At 62.5% G+C, this 15,552-nt stretch carries 16 protein-coding genes; 8 read left to right on the top strand and 8 right to left on the bottom strand.

Going from position 1 to position 15,552, the window contains the following annotated elements:
- Positions 1 to 41 precede the first annotated feature (41 nt).
- Positions 42 to 1,013 carry a DNA-binding protein gene (locus tag ABV408_RS09905; protein ID WP_353978819.1) on the bottom strand — a complete coding sequence of 324 codons (972 nt, stop codon included), beginning with the start codon at positions 1,011 to 1,013 and terminating at the stop codon, positions 42 to 44.
- A 228-nt stretch (positions 1,014 to 1,241) separates the two neighbouring features.
- On the opposite strand from ABV408_RS09905, the gene ABV408_RS09900 reads away from it, so the two are divergent.
- Entirely contained in the window at positions 1,242 to 1,658 is a 417-nt protein-coding gene (locus ABV408_RS09900) for a SufE family protein (RefSeq protein ID WP_353978818.1), read from the top strand.
- A 31-nt stretch (positions 1,659 to 1,689) separates the two neighbouring features.
- On the opposite strand, the gene yidD is transcribed toward ABV408_RS09900, so the two are convergent.
- The 3 genes from yidD to ABV408_RS09885 are packed head-to-tail and all read right to left on the bottom strand — an operon-like array spanning position 1,690 to position 2,991.
- On the bottom strand, positions 1,690 to 2,034 hold the full coding sequence (yidD, locus tag ABV408_RS09895; protein WP_353978817.1) for a membrane protein insertion efficiency factor YidD: 345 nt from the start codon (positions 2,032 to 2,034) through the stop codon (positions 1,690 to 1,692).
- A 4-nt stretch (positions 2,035 to 2,038) separates the two neighbouring features.
- Positions 2,039 to 2,482: a phosphoribosyl-AMP cyclohydrolase gene (hisI, locus tag ABV408_RS09890; RefSeq protein ID WP_353978816.1), complete on the bottom strand. Its 444-nt coding sequence runs from the start codon at positions 2,480 to 2,482 to the stop codon at positions 2,039 to 2,041.
- Positions 2,483 to 2,538: 56 nt separating this feature from the next.
- Entirely contained in the window at positions 2,539 to 2,991 is a 453-nt protein-coding gene (locus ABV408_RS09885) for a transcriptional repressor (protein WP_353982223.1), read from the bottom strand.
- Positions 2,992 to 3,799: 808 nt separating this feature from the next.
- Between ABV408_RS09885 and cyoA the strand changes: the two genes are divergently transcribed.
- From cyoA to cyoE, 5 genes are read left to right on the top strand one after another with little or no spacing between them, the layout of a single operon-like run.
- Positions 3,800 to 4,693: a ubiquinol oxidase subunit II gene (cyoA, locus tag ABV408_RS09880; RefSeq protein ID WP_353978815.1), complete on the top strand. Its 894-nt coding sequence runs from the start codon at positions 3,800 to 3,802 to the stop codon at positions 4,691 to 4,693.
- Between the two features lie 4 nt (positions 4,694 to 4,697).
- Complete coding sequence (gene cyoB / locus ABV408_RS09875; protein WP_353978814.1) at positions 4,698 to 6,680, top strand: cytochrome o ubiquinol oxidase subunit I; 1,983 nt, start codon at positions 4,698 to 4,700, stop codon at positions 6,678 to 6,680.
- A 2-nt stretch (positions 6,681 to 6,682) separates the two neighbouring features.
- The gene (cyoC, locus tag ABV408_RS09870) at positions 6,683 to 7,300 is read left to right on the top strand and encodes a cytochrome o ubiquinol oxidase subunit III (RefSeq protein ID WP_035473381.1); all 618 of its coding nucleotides are present in this window, start codon (positions 6,683 to 6,685) and stop codon (positions 7,298 to 7,300) included.
- Between the two features lie 2 nt (positions 7,301 to 7,302).
- The gene (cyoD, locus tag ABV408_RS09865) at positions 7,303 to 7,635 is read left to right on the top strand and encodes a cytochrome o ubiquinol oxidase subunit IV (RefSeq protein WP_035473382.1); all 333 of its coding nucleotides are present in this window, start codon (positions 7,303 to 7,305) and stop codon (positions 7,633 to 7,635) included.
- A gap of 8 nt (positions 7,636 to 7,643) precedes the next feature.
- On the top strand, positions 7,644 to 8,537 hold the full coding sequence (cyoE, locus tag ABV408_RS09860; protein ID WP_353978813.1) for a heme o synthase: 894 nt from the start codon (positions 7,644 to 7,646) through the stop codon (positions 8,535 to 8,537).
- A gap of 163 nt (positions 8,538 to 8,700) precedes the next feature.
- On the opposite strand, the gene ABV408_RS09855 is transcribed toward cyoE, so the two are convergent.
- From ABV408_RS09855 to gorA, 4 genes are all read right to left on the bottom strand, one after another.
- Positions 8,701 to 9,096, bottom strand: coding sequence for an ectoine synthase (locus tag ABV408_RS09855; RefSeq protein ID WP_035473384.1), 396 nt, complete (start codon positions 9,094 to 9,096; stop codon positions 8,701 to 8,703).
- 121 nt (positions 9,097 to 9,217) lie between these two features.
- Complete coding sequence (gene ectB, locus ABV408_RS09850; RefSeq protein WP_353978812.1) at positions 9,218 to 10,483, bottom strand: diaminobutyrate--2-oxoglutarate transaminase; 1,266 nt, start codon at positions 10,481 to 10,483, stop codon at positions 9,218 to 9,220.
- Positions 10,484 to 10,568: 85 nt separating this feature from the next.
- Complete coding sequence (gene ectA / locus ABV408_RS09845; RefSeq protein ID WP_106420690.1) at positions 10,569 to 11,147, bottom strand: diaminobutyrate acetyltransferase; 579 nt, start codon at positions 11,145 to 11,147, stop codon at positions 10,569 to 10,571.
- Between the two features lie 279 nt (positions 11,148 to 11,426).
- The gene (gene gorA, locus ABV408_RS09840; RefSeq protein ID WP_353978811.1) at positions 11,427 to 12,800 is read right to left on the bottom strand and encodes a glutathione-disulfide reductase; all 1,374 of its coding nucleotides are present in this window, start codon (positions 12,798 to 12,800) and stop codon (positions 11,427 to 11,429) included.
- A 293-nt stretch (positions 12,801 to 13,093) separates the two neighbouring features.
- On the opposite strand from gorA, the gene can reads away from it, so the two are divergent.
- Both can and ABV408_RS09830 read left to right on the top strand, forming a co-directional pair.
- Complete coding sequence (gene can, locus ABV408_RS09835; RefSeq protein ID WP_353978810.1) at positions 13,094 to 13,726, top strand: carbonate dehydratase; 633 nt, start codon at positions 13,094 to 13,096, stop codon at positions 13,724 to 13,726.
- 158 nt (positions 13,727 to 13,884) lie between these two features.
- Positions 13,885 to 15,549, top strand: a complete 1,665-nt coding sequence (locus ABV408_RS09830; protein WP_353978809.1) for an ABC transporter substrate-binding protein — start codon at positions 13,885 to 13,887, stop codon at positions 15,547 to 15,549.
- Positions 15,550 to 15,552: the final 3 nt, after the last annotated feature.

The following is a 15,552-nucleotide window of genomic DNA, read 5'->3' as shown; positions in this document are numbered from 1 at the left end:
CGGACAGGTGAGGGGGAGGAGGGGGGAGAGAGAAGAGACGTTCAGACGGCGGTCGGGGGTAGCGCCGCGCGTGAGAGGCGCTCATGCAGCTCGCGGTTGGCCGCGCGCAGATTCTTGAGCTCGGCCTCCATGCGCTGCTTTTCCTGCTGCAGTGTCTGCTGCCGATCATCGCTCAGACGGCGTTCGCTCTCTAGCTGCTCGGTGTGCACTTTGTCGGCACGCAGCGACTCCTGCAGCTGGGTGTACTGCCGGCGCTGCTCGGAGAGGTCGATCTGCAGCCGCTCGCTGCGTTGATCCAGTGTCGACAGGCGCTGTTCATACTGTTTTTCCTGCTTGAGCCGTTCCTGGCGCGCCTCGTCGAGCAGGACCATCAGGCGGCTTTCGGCGGCTTCGTGGCGCTTCTCCTCCTGGCCCAGCTTGGTCTGATGCGTCTGCTGCTGCTTGGCCAGCGCCTCGCGATGCTGGCGCTCGGCCTGTTCCAGCGCCTGCTGGTGACGCTGGCAGGTCTGCTCCAGTTGGGCCAGGCGTTTCTGCTGCTGTTGCTGCTGTGCCTGCAGCGCCTGTAGCTCCGCCTGCAGATGAGCGGCTTCATTGGTCTTGTTCTCGAGCCGCTCCTGGGCGTTGAGCATATGCTCGTTGAGCGCAGCGAGGCGCTGTTCGGCGTCTTCGCACTGGCGCTGCGCGGCCTGACTCGCCTCGTTGGCGTCGAGGATCTGCTCGTCGGCCTGCTGGCGATAGAGCGCAAGCTTCTCGTAGGCGGCCTGCTGCGCCTTGTCCCAGATATCGGCGACCCAGCCTTCGAGTAGCTCTGGACGCTCTTGGGTACGTGGAATGTTGCTGACCACACCGCTGTCCTGGCGCAGACGCCATTCGCGCAGGTGGTCGCTGATGGTGGTGTAGCTGCCGGTACCGAGGAAGTCGCGAATTTTCTGTACGCTGATCGTTTCATCGCGATGTTTCAACGTCTCGATGGCGCGGCAGACGTCTTCGTAGCGGATGCCGTTACGAGCCATAGGGTGCTCCCTGTGCCTTGATAGTATTTTCAGAAGCGCTTCTGTGGCGCTTTCATTCGTCCTGCCGCCGGGCCCGGGTCGGCGGATGGTGGCAGTCTCTTTGATAGCATAGGCCATTTACGTAAAAACGATACGTAAAATAGAAACGTAATGTGCCTGTCGCAGCTGTGGCTGGGGTAGGCCGGTCAGAGCCTCTATAATGGCGCGATCGACAACCAAGGAGAGCCCATGAGCATCGCACAGGCCCAGGCCGAACTGCTCGACGAATTCTCGATGTTCGACAACTGGATGGATCGCTATCAGTACATCATCGACATGGGGCGTCAACTGCCGCCGTTCCCGGAGGCGGAGCGCACCCCGGCACACAAGATAGAAGGGTGTCAGTCCAATGTGTGGATGACCGCGACGCCGGAAGCAGGGCAGTTACGTTTCCGTGCGACCTCGGATGCGGCGATCGTCAGCGGGCTGATCGCGATTCTGCTGCGCATCTACGACGATCGCGAACCGCAGGAGATCCTCGACAGCCAGCCGACCTTCCTCGCCGAGCTGGGGCTCGACAAGCATCTGTCACCCACGCGCAACAATGGGCTGCATGCGATGCTCGAGCGTATTCATGCCAACGCGCGTGAGGCTCAGGCCGCTTGAGACAGCCGAGACGGGCAACGCGCGCCTGACGCTAAGGGGCGTCGCGATCGATGTCGCGACCGGGGGCAGACGTGTCTGTATCGGGCGAGCTGGCGTGATGGGATGCCGCGCCGGGGCTGTGATGCCTTGCGCCACTGCAGCGATGACGTGGCTCGGGCACCGGGTCGACGCCCCCCGGATGCAACGGGTGACACTTGCTCAACCGCTTGAGCGTCAGCCAGCCACCACGCCACGGCCCGTGCAGTCTGATCGCCTCCAGCGCGTAGCTGGAGCAGGTCGGCCAGAAGCGGCAGCGGGGGCCGAGTAGGGGGCTGATCAGGTAGCGATAGCCCTGGATCATACCGGTCATCAGGGCAGCGGCGAGGCGGCGCAGCATACGATCAGCGTGATTTGCCGTAGAGCGCCTCGGGATCGATCAGCGGTTCGCGATCGACCTCACCGGCCTCTTCCGAGAGCCGAATGTAGAAGCAGTCACGGCGCCCGGTGTGGCAGGCGGGTCCGGTCTGTTCGACCTTGAGCAGCAGGGTGTCACCATCGCAGTCGAGGCGCGCCTCGACCAGGCGCTGGCGCTGGCCCGAGGTTTCGCCCTTGCGCCAGAAAGTCTGGCGTGAACGCGACCAGTAGCAGACCTGGCCGGTCTGCAGCGTTTCGCGCAGGGCGGCGGCGTTCATCCACGCCATCATCAGCACTTCGCCACTATCGTGCTGCTGGGCGATCGCCGGCATCAGGCCATCGGCGTTCCAGCGGGCGTTCTCGACCAGCTCGTCCAGCGGCACCCGAGTGCCGGGGGCAGCGGTCTCCAGATCGTCAAACAGGCGTGGCATGGCGTCTCTCGTCGGCTGGGGAAAATGATAGGTTTGCGGGACGGATTGGCGGGATATCAGGCGCGCTCGACGCCGTCGCGACAGGCATCGCAGGTACCCAGCAGCTCAATGGTCTGGCGCTGGATGGTAAAGCCACGCTCCCGCGCCGTACTCGCCAGTATTTCGCCGACGGCTTCCTGATGCAGCTCCTCGACACGGCCGCAGTGGCGACAGATCAACAGCTGGAAGCGATGTACGTGCTCCGGGCACGGGCACGCGATATAGGCATTGAGCGATTCGATGCGGTGCACCAGACCCTGCTCGATGAGAAAGTCGAGCGCTCGGTAGACGGTCGGCGGGCGCGCTGCGGCGTGTTCGTCGGAGAGCCGGTCGAGCAGATCGTAAGCCTTGAGCCCGCCGGGCGTCGCGGAGATCAGTTCGAGCACGCGACGGCGGATCGGCGTGAAGCGCACGCCACGTTCCTGGCACTGTTGGTCTGCCTGTCTGAGCAGGGCATCCGAGTCGATCATCGACAATCCCGAGCCGTTGTACAAAGAATTCGTCATTCTACGCGCTCACCTTGAGCAGAGCCACCGAGCACCTGGCCAGAGCGACGGAGACTGCGCGCGCGAGGGTAAAGCACTGGATACCCACGAGATCTGGAGGGCGCCGGTGAGGATCAGGAAGACTGTGACGCCAGTGGCTGTCTGCAGTGACGGGGAAAGCCTCCACATAGCATATTTAACATAATATATATTATGCGAAGTCGCGGTTGCCAAAGGCGAGGGTGGCAATGGCCATTCATCACCGCGTTCCGGCGCTTCCTTTTGTGTGCTAGCGCGTCTTCGGTGCCTTCGTTCCGTATCGGATACAGCGCATATTGGCCTGGTCTGAGTGCGCTCGCCCCGGCATGATGGGCGGCGTTCTTCTCCTGCGCCTGACACCGGGGCCATCACGTAGACTGTGCTGGGCCTTCAGGGCGCACGTCGCGTGCCGATGGACTAGTCTGAGTGGCGTCACCAGCACGGTCGCCAGGCACCCTATGACGCTCAGTGTCATAGGGTGTGGCAGGCAGTGCGACAAATCGCCACACGCGCGGCACTTTGCCGCCACCGGCCTGCTGGGCAAGGTTTTTTTAGGTACAATGTCGTCCGCGAAATCCCTACTTCGTTGGCGACTTGTCGAGGCCGATGGCAACGGCGGTCCTCGTCATTCGAGTTGTCAGCCCTGGCGAGCGGCGTATGATGCAGGCCGCTAGCCGATGTTGCAGGGCCAAAAGCTTTCCTCCACTGGGGTCGTGAGATGAGAAAAAGGAACTCCCTCAAGTATTTGAGTGTGATGACGTGGCTGACCGTACCACTGCTGTTGAGCGGTTGCGGTTCGGCACTGATGGACCCTAGCGGTCCTGTCGGTCAGGGGCTCAAGTCGCTGATCATCACCGCTTTCGGTTTGATGCTGATCGTGGTCATTCCGGTCATCGTGATGACCATCCTGTTCGCCTGGAAGTATCGCGGCACCAACCTGGCGGCCAAGTACACGCCGAACTGGGAGCACTCCAACGTCATCGAGCTGTTCGTATGGGCCATCCCATGCGTCATCATCCTCTTCCTGGGGATTCTCACCTGGCAGACGTCGCACACTTACGATCCGCACAAGCCGATCGCCAGTGAAGACGAAACCATGACCATCGATGCGATCTCGCTCGACTGGAAATGGCTGTTCATCTATCCCGAACAAGGCATCGCCACGGTCAACGAGCTGGCCATTCCGGTCAACACGCCGGTGCACTTCCGGGTCACCTCGGGCACGGTCATGAACTCGTTCATGATTCCCAACCTGGGCAGCCAGATCTACGCCATGGCCGGGATGAACAACGATGTCTATCTCGAGGGCAGCAAGCTCGGCACCTTCCGTGGTCGTTCGACTCACTATAGCGGCGAAGGTTTCTCGGAAATGCTGTTCGATGCCCATGTGACGTCGCAAGCCGATTTCCAGGCCTGGGTCGACAAGGTCAAGCAGTCGCCCGACACGATGATGTTCCCGGACGACTACAACAAGCTGGCACAGCCGACCATCGGCGCGCCGGTGCAGTATTTCTCGCAGGTTTCGCCCGACTTCTACGGCGACCTGATCAGAAGCTACAAGTCTGGTCACGGTGGTCCGCAGAGCCATGGCGAGCACAACCAAGCACAGGAGCCTTCAATGCCCATGAGTGCGCAGGCAGCGGAGTAACGTCATGTTCGGAAAACTCAGCTTAGATTCGATTCCCTACCATGAGCCGATCATCATGGTCACGGCGACGGTCATCGGAATCGTCGGCGCCCTGGTCGTCGGGCTCATTACCTACTATCGCAAGTGGGGCTATCTGTGGCGCGACTGGATCACCTCCATCGACCACAAGAAGATCGGGATCATGTATTTCCTGGTCGCCCTGGTGATGCTGGTCCGCGGCTTTGCCGACGCGATCATGATGCGTACCCAGCAGGCCATCGCGGCTGGTGGCGCCGAGGGCTATCTACCGCCCCACCACTACGATCAGATCTTCACCGCCCACGGTGTGATCATGATCTTCTTCGTCGCCATGCCCATGGTCATCGGTCTGATGAACCTGGTGGTGCCGCTGCAGATCGGCGCTCGCGACGTTGCCTTCCCGTTCATGAACAACGTCAGCTTCTGGCTGTTCGCTGCCGGCGTCATTCTGGTCAACATCTCGCTGGTCGTCGGTGAATTCGCCAAGACCGGCTGGCTCGCCTATGCGCCACTATCGGAGTTGCAGTACAGTCCGGACGTCGGGGTCGACTACTGGATATGGTCGCTGCAGATATCGGGTATCGGGACGACCCTGACCGGTATCAACTTCTTCGTCACCATCCTGAAGATGCGCACCAAGGGTATGACCCTGTTCCGCATGCCGATCTTCACCTGGACGGCGCTGTGCACCAACGTCCTGATCATCCTGTCGTTCCCGATCCTGACCGCGACCATCGCCCTGCTCACGCTGGATCGCTACCTGGGGATGCACTTCTTCACCAATGACATGGGCGGCAGCCAGATGATGTACGTCAACCTCATCTGGGCCTGGGGCCACCCTGAGGTGTACATCCTGATCCTGCCGGCGTTCGGTGTCTTCTCCGAGGTCATCTCGACCTTCACCAAGAAGCGCCTGTTCGGCTACAAGACCATGGTCTGGGCCACGGTGGCGATCACCTTCCTGTCGTTCATCGTGTGGCTGCACCACTTCTTCACCATGGGTGCCGGTGCCAACGTCAACGCCTTCTTCGGCATCACGACGATGATCATCGCGATACCCACGGGTGTGAAGATCTTCAACTGGCTGTTCACCATGTATCGCGGGCGTCTCGAGTTCACCGCGCCGGTACTGTGGACCATCGGTTTCATCATCACCTTCACCCTGGGTGGCATGACCGGTGTCATGCTGGCCGTGCCGGGTGCCAACTTCGTGCTGCACAACAGCCTGTTCGTCATCGCCCACTTCCATAACGTCATCATCGGCGGCGTGGTCTTCGGCATGCTGGCTGGCTTCACTTACTGGTTCCCGAAAGCGTTCGGCTTCACCCTGAGCGAGAAATGGGGCAAGCGCTCCTTCTGGTGCTGGCTGGTCGGCTTCTACATGGCCTTCATGCCGCTCTACGCGCTGAGCTTCTTCGGTGCCATGCGTCGCATGCAGTCCTACGAGCAGACCGAGTGGCAGCCGCTGATGATCGTCGCCTGGGTCGGCGCCGTGATCATCGCCCTGGGCATCGCCTGCATCGTGATCCAGCTCGTGGTGAGCATCCGCGACCGCGAGAAGAACCGCGACGTGACCGGCGACCCGTGGGACGCCCGTACCCTGGAGTGGTCCACCTCTTCGCCGCCCCCGAACTACAACTTCGCCCATCTGCCGGAGGTTCACTCCATCGACAGCTACTGGGAAATGAAGCAGCAGCCGGGTGGCTTCAAGCGTGAGCTGTCGACCCACTTCGAAGACGTGCACATGCCCAAGAACACCAACGAAGGTCCGATCCTGGGGCTGTTCAGCCTGATCTTCGGCTTCGCCCTGGTGTGGCACATCTGGTGGCTGGTCGCCGTCGGCGCCATCGGCATGTTCGTGACCTTCATGGTGCGTATCCACAACGATGACGTGGACTATCACATCCCCGCTGCCGAGGTCGAAAAGACCGAGCGTGAATACCACAAACGGTTGGAGATGCAGGCGTAACCATGGCAACCGATACCCTGACTAACCACGACGCTCATGCCCACGACGGGCATGAGCACCACGATGCCGGCGCGATGAAGGTGTTCGGCTTCTGGATCTACCTGATGAGCGACCTGGTGATCTTCGGATCGCTGTTCGCCACCTTCGGGGTCCTGGGCACCGCCACCGCCGGCGGCCCGACCTCGCAGGAGATCTTCGAGCTGCCCTTCGTGCTGGTCGAGACCTTCCTGCTGCTGGTGAGTAGTTTCACCTTCGGCCTCGCCGTGCTGGCGCAGAACGCCGGTGATCGCGGTGCTGTGCTCAAGTGGCTGGCCGTGACCTTCCTGCTCGGCTTCGGCTTCGTCGCGATGGAGGTGTACGAGTTCCATCACCTCATCGTCGCGGGCCACGGGCCGGATCGCAGCGCCTTCCTGTCGTCCTTCTTCACCCTGGTCGGCACCCACGGGCTGCACGTGACCTTCGGTCTGATCTGGATCGCGACCATGTTCATCCAGATCTCGCGCCGCGGTCTCGACAGCGTCACCAAGCCGCGCATGCTGTGCCTGAGCCTGTTCTGGCACTTCCTGGACATCGTCTGGATCTGCGTCTTCTCCTTCGTCTACCTGTTTGGAGCCATGTAACCATGAGCGATATCCATACCTCTCATGACGGCGCCAGCCATGGCAGCTACAAGTCGTACTTCATCGGCTTGGTCCTTTCGATCGTACTGACGCTGATCGCGTTCGGTGTGGTCATGGCCGGCGGCTTCAGCGTACCGGTGATGATGGTGACCGTGGTGGTCACCGCCATCGCGCAGGTGCTGGTGCAGCTGGTCCTATTCATGCACTTGAATACCAAGGCCGAGGGCGGTTGGAACTTCATCGCCATCGTCTTCACGGTCGGTATCCTGGGGCTGATCATTGGTGGTTCCCTATGGATCATGCACAACATCCACGTCAACATGATGCTGAACTAAGCACGCAAATGGCCCTCAAGCCCTATTTGCTGCTGACCAAGCCCGGCATCATCTTCGGCAATCTCGTAACAGTCATCGGCGGCTATTTCCTGGCCGCCGGTGGCCGTTTCGATCCCCTGCTGTTCTTTGCTGCGGTGATCGGCACCTCGTTGGTCGTGGCCTCCGGCTGCGTCTTCAACAACGTGATCGATCGGGACATCGACCAGCACATGGCGCGCACGCAGTCGCGCGCCATGGTCACCGGTCAGATCTCGATTCCGGTCGCGCTGTTATTGGGTAGCGTACTCGGTGTGCTCGGTTTCGGTCTGCTGGCGTGGCAGACCACGGCGCTGGCCACCGGTTTCGCGGCCTTCGGGTTCGCGATCTACGTCGGTGCCTACAGCCTCTATCTGAAACGCCATTCGGTCTACGGCACGCTGGTCGGGAGTCTCTCCGGGGCCTCGCCGCCGGTGATCGGCTACTGCGCCGTCAGCGGTCAGTTCGACCTGGGTGCCCTGCTGCTGCTGATCATTTTCAGCATCTGGCAGATGCCCCACTCCTACGCGATCGCGATTTTCCGCTTCAACGACTACGCCTCGGCGTCGATTCCCGTGCTGCCGGTCAAGTGCGGCATCAGGGTGGCCAAGCGGCATATCGTGGTCTATACCGCGCTGTTCGTGGTGGCGTCGGTGATGCTGAGTGTGGCCGGCTACACCGGCTGGATCTACGCGATCGTCGCCGCTGCGGTGGGTCTCTACTGGCTGGTGATCACCCTGCGCGGCTACCGCGCGGAGGATGATAGGGCCTGGGCACGCAAGGTGTTCGGTTTCTCGATCATGGTGGTCACCGCGCTGAGCGTGATGATGTCGGTCGACAGCCGCCTGCCGATGGCGGAGTCGATCGTGTCGCTGGCACTGGGCTGATCCGCGCCAGTGGCGACATGGCGTGATGTCACCGACATCCCGGCCGGTTCGCCAATGATCTGGCGCTCATGAATGGCATCGATGAATATTGCACCCATAAATAAAGACGGGCAGCCCTGAGGCTGCCCGTCTTTTTTCTACCTGACTCTTTCTGTCGTTCAGCTCACGCTTCCGGCGGCGCGTAAGAGCCGTCTTCGCGGTGGACCTCGCGGCCCGTCAGCGCCGGCAGGAAGACACAGGCCACGGTCATGCCCTTCTCCTTGCCGCGCAACCAGTGCTCGTCGTGCTGATCGAGCAGATACATATCGCCGGCCTTGATGGTGTGGATCTTGCCATCGGCTATGGTTTCGACTTCACCCTCGCCCTCGTAGCAGAACACCGCCTCGATATGGTTCTTGTAATGGATATGAGTTTCCGTGCCCGGGTGGATCCGGGTGATGTTGAAGGAGAAGCCACAGTTGTCGTCGGCCAGCATCAGACGGGTGCTGTCCCAGTTGCCGTTCTCGGCTTCGACGAAACGCTCGGTCTTACGGCACTCTTCCAGGTTACGTACGATCATCGATTCTGCTCCTTGAGGATGAATACGAGGTCTGCCTCGCACGAGGCAAGACCCGCGGTGACACGTATCCAGCGCGGGCGCCCAGGCGACCGCGCTGGCAAGTGGCAAGAGACGTCATGTCTCAGCCGATGGCTTCTTCCACACTGCGCTCGAGAATATCCAGGCCTTCGAGCAGGTCTTCGTCGCTGATCACCAGCGGGCACAGGCACTTGATCACCTGGCCATCATGGCCGGCGGTCTCGATGATCAGGCCGTTCTCGAACGCCTTGGCCGTGATCTTGTCGGCGATCTCGCCCTTGCGCACGTCGATGCCGCGCATCAGCCCACGGCCGCGCTCGCTCGCTTCATGGCCACGCTCGGTCAGCCAGGCGGCGATCCGGGTGAAGCGCTCTTCGACGATACGCCCCTTGCGCTGGACGTCGCGCTCCAGCTTGTCGTCGCGCCAGAAGTGCTTGAACGCGGCGGCCGCAGTGACGAAGGCCATGTTGAAACCACGGAAAGTGCCGTTGTACTGGCCCGGTTTCCACTTGTCCAACTCGGGGCGCATCAGCACATGGGCGAACGGCAGACCGTAGGCCGAGAGCGACTTCGAATTGGTCACGATGTCCGGCACGATGCCGGCATGCTCGAAACTGAAGAACTTGCCGGTACGCCCGCAGCCGGCCTGGATATCGTCGACGATCAGCAGGATGTCGTGGGCCCGGCAGATGCTCTCCAGGCGTTTCAGCCAGTCGAGGCCGGCGGGGTTGATACCGCCCTCACCCTGCACGGTCTCGACGATGACACCGGCGGGCACGTCGAGGCCGCCGGAGTTGTCGCCCAGCAGCTTCTCGAAGTAGTCGAGGGTGTCATTGCCGTCACCGAGATAGCCGTCGAACGGCATGAAGCTAGCGCCCTGGGTGGGAATGCCGCCGGTGGCTTCGCGGAACTTGCGGTTACCGGTGGTCGCCAGTGCCCCCATGGTTACGCCGTGGAAGCCGTTGGTGAAGGTGACGATGTTGTGGCGGCCCTTGGCGACTCGCGCCAGACGGATCGCCGCCTCGACCGCGTTGGTGCCGGTCGGCCCCGGCAGGTGCACCTTGTAGTCGAGACCGCGCGGCTTGAGGATCACTTCTTCGAGGGTTTCCAGATAGTCGCGCTTGGCCTGGGACCACATGTCGAGCCCGTGAGTGATGCCGTCACTGGTGATGTAATCGACCAGCGCTTCCTGCAGCTTGGGGTGATTGTGGCCGTAGTTGAGCGTGCCGGCACCGGCGAGAAAGTCGATGTACTCGCGCCCGGCCTCGTCGGTCAGACGCGCGCCCTTGGCCGTGGTGAAGACGGTCGGGAAAGAGCGCGAATAAGTCCGTACCTCGGACTCCATACGTTCGAGAATCTGGGTCTGCATGCAACCTCCCTGGCTGGTGATGCGTGATGGATGGCATGTGAAGACGGCTCGGCAGCGTAGTGTGACCGGCTGCCGGCGCCGGAAGTCAGATGTGCTGCGGGTCGAACGGACCGATACGGACGAGATTCTCCGGGTCGTGTTCGCCCCCGAGCTGATCGGTGGAGAAGTATTCGCGGCTGATCAGCGGTGCCTGCCAGCGATCCGCCAGCCGCTTGAATAGCCCCCAGGACGCTTGATTGTCCGGGGTGATGGTGGTCTCGAGATGGTTGACGCCCGCCAGCTCCGGGCGGCTCAGCACCGCTTCCACCAGGCGGCGGGCCAGCCCGGTACCGCGTGCCTTCTCACCTACCGCGACCTGCCACAGAAAGTAGATGTCGGGTGCTGCAGCCTTGACGTAGCCGGAGACGAAACCGACGATCTCGCCCTCCTCGGTGGTCGCCACGGCGCAGCTGTCGCGGAACTGCGTTGCCAGCAGCAGATAGGCGTAGCCGGAGTTCACATCGAGCGGCGGGCACGCCTTGACCAGCTCGTAGATGCCCCAGCCGTCCTCCGTGGTCGGCTTGCGGATGAACAGCGGCATGTCGGGCTTGCCGACCACCGCATCTGCCACCGTGGGTCTGGCCAGATCCGCCGAAGGGGTGAATGCCGGGTTGGGGTTGGTCATCTTGTCCATCGCCATTACTAATGTCTTAACAGGATAACAAGGTGTTGCGCCTGCTTCAAACGGCAGGTTATCCACCCATCCGATTTCAATAAACAATGGTTATGTCATATTGACGAGCGTCGCAGAGACAGCGTCAATCGACCTCTCCCAGTCTAGACCAGCCGGGAAAAAACGCCCGGGGCGGGATCTCAGAGCGCCAGTGGAAGCAGGTGGAAGTCATATCCGCCAACGCAAACGGCCACCCGAAGGTGGCCGTTTGCGTGCGCTTTGCCGCCAGCCTCAGCGGCGGGTGACGCTGCGCATGGTGACGAACTCTTCCGCCGCTGTCGGGTGGATACCCACGGTGGCATCGAAGTCGCGCTTGGTCAGCCGAGCGCGGACGGCGATGGCCAGACCCTGGATGATCTCGCCGGCTTCTTCACCGACCATGTGGGCGCCGACCACACGGTCGCTCTCGTCATCGACGATCAGCTTCATCAGGCAGCGCTCGTCACTGCCGGAGAGGGTATGCTTCATCGGCCGGAAGTCGGCGCTGTAGACCCGGATCGCCGCATAGCGCTCACGCGCGGCCTCCTCGGAGAGCCCCACGGTACCGATATTGGGGTGGCAGAAGACGGCGGTGGCGATATCGTCGTAATCGAGCGCCCCCGGGGTGCTGCCATCCTGGTGATCGACGAAGTGATGCGCCACCAGGTGCATCGCCTCCGCCAGCGCCACGGGGGTCAGCTCCGGACCGCCGGTGACATCGCCAATCGCCAGGATCGACGGAATCGAGGTCTCGAAACGCTCATTGACCTTGAGCGTGCCATCATCGTTCAGCGCCACGCCGAGGGTGTCGAGACCCAGCCCCTCCAGGTGCGGGCGGCGGCCGGTGGCCGCGAGTACCGCATCGACCTCGAGGCTCTCGCCATTGGTCAGGGTCACTTCCAGACCGCCGTCGACCTGACGAATCCGCTCGATGTTGGCCTCGAAGTGGAGGTTGACGCCCTTCTTGGCCATCTCGTCGCGGGTGAACTCGCGTACTTCCTGATCGAATCCACGCAGGAACAGGTCGCCGCGATAGATCAGATGGGTCTCGGCCCCCAGGCCATTGAAGATACTGGCGAACTCTACCGCGATATAGCCACCGCCCAGCACCAGGAAGCGCTCGGGGAAGCGCTCGAGATCGAATACCTGGTTGGAGCTAATGGCGAGCTCGCTGCCTTCGAATGGCGGAACCCAGGGCCAGCCACCCACTGCCACCAGGATCTTCTCGGCGCTGATGCGCTCGCCGTCGATCTCGACGCTATGGGCATCCACGACCTTGGCGCGGCCGTTGATCAGGGTCACGCCAGCGTTATCGAGCAGCCGCCCGTAGATCCCGTTGAGACGCGTGATCTCAGCGACCTTGTTGTCGCGCAGCGTGGCCCAGTCGAAACGGGGCGCCTGCGGCAGAGTCCAGCCGAACCCGGCACTATCCTCGAAGGCGTCATGGAAGTGAGCGGCGTAGGAGTAGAGCTTCTTCGGCACGCAGCCGACATTGACGCAGGTGCCGCCGAGGTAGCGATCTTCGGCCACCCCCACGCGCGCGCCATTTGCCGCCGCGGTTCTCGCGGCACGTACGCCACCGGAACCGGCGCCGATGACGAACAGGTCGTAATCGTAACTCGCCACTATCTGACTCCTTGGAAAATGTTGTCGCGATCATACCAGCCCAGTTCGGGGGGCGGGAAAGACCTTGCCTATCAGGGCCATATATCCAGCCAATGCGACCCGCCCGCCGACCCGGTCATCGCGCCAGCATAGTCGGCTCACGCCCGCTCCCCGGATATCTCACCCGCGCTTCTCGACATGGCCCGATCTCCCTTCCGGGCATCTCACTACGCATACCGATCGGAATAGCCTAGAATTCTTCCCTTCGTGCGGCGTCCAGCCGTCCGTCTCCCTTCAGGTTTCAGGTGACCCCCATGAGCATCGACACGCTCCTCAAGCAGAACCGTCAATGGGCGGACAGCATTCAGCAACAGGACCCCGATTTCTTCACCCGCCTCTCCCAGCAGCAGAATCCCGATTATCTGTGGATCGGCTGCTCCGATAGCCGCGTACCCGCCAACCAGATCGTCGATCTGCCGCCGGGCGAGGTGTTCGTCCACCGCAATGTCGCCAATCTGATCTATCACAACGACATGAACTCCCTCTCGGTGGTGCAGTTCGCCGTCGACGTGCTCAAGGTCAAGCACATCATGGTGGTCGGTCACTATGGCTGCGGCGGGGTCAAGGCCTCGATCACCGGCGGCGAGCACGGTATCGTCGACTACTGGCTGCACAGCGTCAGTGAGCTATACCAGCAGCACAAGCGTGAACTCGAGGCGTTGCCACTGGAGGAGCAGGTGGACCGCTTGTGCGAGCACAACGTTCGCCTGCAGGTCGCCAATCTGTGCCGTACCAAGATCATCCAGCGCGCCTGGGAGCGCGAGCAACCGCTGTCGGTTCACGGCTGGGTCTACGGGCTCAAGGACGGCCGCGTCAACGACCTCGGCTGCACCGTATCGCGTGCCGACCAGACCGGCACCATCCGCATCATGCCCGGCGCCTGCTGAGCGCCACGCGACTCGCTTTCTCGTGGATCGCCGCCGGGCTCCATCCGGCGGTGACCGGTCGCTGCCAACGACCTGGCCGACCGTGCCCTCCAGGTGGACCCGGCGTGACACCTCGCCGCCGATCGATGACAACCGACAAGCACTTCGATGAGGCACGCATGCGTAACAGCACCCGACTCGAGGCCCGGCTGACCGTTCTATTCGCGGCGCGATCGCGATGGCGGCTCCTGAGCGTGCTCGTGCTCTGCGTCAGCGCGCTCTCGGCGACGGTCCGCGCCGACGATGTCACCCTCGACGTGGCCTACGACACCCTGCCGGTCTCCCTCGATATCCATGAGCAGCTCACGGTGGGCGTGCTCAGGCTTGCGCACCTGGCGTTCGACCCGCTGGTGCGCTGGGATCGCCACCTGGGGCTAGAACCGCGCCTCGCCACCGCCTGGGAGCGCCTGGATGACACCACCCTGCGCTTGCATCTGCGCCGCGGCGTGCACTTCCACAGCGGCAACCTGTTCACCGCCCGCGATGTCGCCTGGACCGTGGCACGGCTCAAGCGTAGCCCCGACTTCAAGGCGATCTTCGCCCCTATCGTCGACGTCACGGTGGTCGACGATGCCACCGTTGACCTGCATACGCGACGCCCCTTCCCGCTGCTGCTCAACCTGGCGACCTACATCTTTCCCATGGATAGCCGCTTCTACAGCGGCAAGCGCCCGGCGAATACCGCTGATGGCCAAAGCCAGGACAAGGCGGCGATCGTCAAGGGCGGCGATACCTTCGCCTCACGCCATCTGTCGGGTACCGGGCCGTTCGAGGTCACTCGTTTTCAACCCGGCGCACGGATCGAGCTGACACGTTTCCCCGACTATTGGGATCACGCCTCACCGGGCAATGTCGAGCACCTCTCGGAGGTGGCGATCGGTGAGAGCGCGACCCGGGTGGCCGCCCTGCTGGCCGGCGACGTCGACTTCATCGCGCCGGTGCCGACCACCGCCCTGACCCGCCTCGAGCATGCCCCGGGGATCGATCTGGTGACCATGCCCGGGGTACGCATCACCCTGCTGCAGCTGAATCAGCGTCGGGTGCCCGCCTTCCGCGATCGCCGCGTGCGCCTGGCAATGAACTACGCCGTCGATCAGCGGGCGATCGCCAAGCACCTGCTCGAAGGGTTCGTTACCCCGGCGGCGCAGATGTCACCCGAAGGGTATGCCGGTCACGACGATCAGCTCACCCCGCGCTACGATCTGGCCAAGGCTCGGCAGCTGATGCGCGAGGCCGGTTATCCGGATGGCTTCGAGGTCACGCTGATGGCGCCCAACAACCGCTATGTCAACGATGCCCAGACCGCGCAGGTGGCACTGGCCGTGGCAGCGATGTTGGCCAAGATCCATATCCGGGTCGATTTCAAGACGCTGCCGAAGAATCAGTACTGGACGGAGTACGACCGCCGCGCCGCCGATATCATGATGATGGGGTGGTACTCGGATACCGGCGACTCGGCCAACTTCTTCGAGTACCTCACCTTCTGCCCCGACAGGCACAGCGGCACCGGTCAGTACAATGCCAGCGAGTACTGCAACCCGGAGCTCGACTCATTGGTGGCACTGGCCAACAGCGAGACCGACATGCGCCGCCGCACCAGCATGCTGCGGCAGGCCGAAGCGATGGTCTACGCCGATGCCCCGTTCATTCCGCTCTACTGGCAGAATCTGGCCTGGGCGGCGTCCGATCGGGTCGCTATCGAGCCGGTGCTCAACGTCATGAACATGCCCTACCTGGGCGATGTGGTGGTGACACCGCGCGCTGGAGAGACCCACAGCCGCTGAGCG

The organism is Salinicola endophyticus, from assembly GCF_040536835.1.
Lineage (GTDB): Bacteria > Pseudomonadota > Gammaproteobacteria > Pseudomonadales > Halomonadaceae > Salinicola > Salinicola endophyticus_A.
The sequence above is the reverse complement of the archived record's forward strand: the minus strand, read 5'-3'. Positions and strand labels throughout refer to the sequence as shown.

Coding starts and splice junctions, on each gene's coding strand:
- ABV408_RS09905 (WP_353978819.1), bottom strand. CDS start 1,013: ATGGCTCGTAACGGCATCCGCTACGAAGACGTCTGCCGCGCCATCGAG.
- ABV408_RS09900 (WP_353978818.1), top strand. CDS start 1,242: ATGAGCATCGCACAGGCCCAGGCCGAACTGCTCGACGAATTCTCGATG.
- yidD (WP_353978817.1), bottom strand. CDS start 2,034: ATGCTGCGCCGCCTCGCCGCTGCCCTGATGACCGGTATGATCCAGGGC.
- hisI (WP_353978816.1), bottom strand. CDS start 2,482: ATGCCACGCCTGTTTGACGATCTGGAGACCGCTGCCCCCGGCACTCGG.
- ABV408_RS09885 (WP_353982223.1), bottom strand. CDS start 2,991: ATGATCGACTCGGATGCCCTGCTCAGACAGGCAGACCAACAGTGCCAG.
- cyoA (WP_353978815.1), top strand. CDS start 3,800: ATGACGTGGCTGACCGTACCACTGCTGTTGAGCGGTTGCGGTTCGGCA.
- cyoB (WP_353978814.1), top strand. CDS start 4,698: ATGTTCGGAAAACTCAGCTTAGATTCGATTCCCTACCATGAGCCGATC.
- cyoC (WP_035473381.1), top strand. CDS start 6,683: ATGGCAACCGATACCCTGACTAACCACGACGCTCATGCCCACGACGGG.
- cyoD (WP_035473382.1), top strand. CDS start 7,303: ATGAGCGATATCCATACCTCTCATGACGGCGCCAGCCATGGCAGCTAC.
- cyoE (WP_353978813.1), top strand. CDS start 7,644: ATGGCCCTCAAGCCCTATTTGCTGCTGACCAAGCCCGGCATCATCTTC.
- ABV408_RS09855 (WP_035473384.1), bottom strand. CDS start 9,096: ATGATCGTACGTAACCTGGAAGAGTGCCGTAAGACCGAGCGTTTCGTC.
- ectB (WP_353978812.1), bottom strand. CDS start 10,483: ATGCAGACCCAGATTCTCGAACGTATGGAGTCCGAGGTACGGACTTAT.
- ectA (WP_106420690.1), bottom strand. CDS start 11,147: ATGACCAACCCCAACCCGGCATTCACCCCTTCGGCGGATCTGGCCAGA.
- can (WP_353978810.1), top strand. CDS start 13,094: ATGAGCATCGACACGCTCCTCAAGCAGAACCGTCAATGGGCGGACAGC.
- ABV408_RS09830 (WP_353978809.1), top strand. CDS start 13,885: ATGCGTAACAGCACCCGACTCGAGGCCCGGCTGACCGTTCTATTCGCG.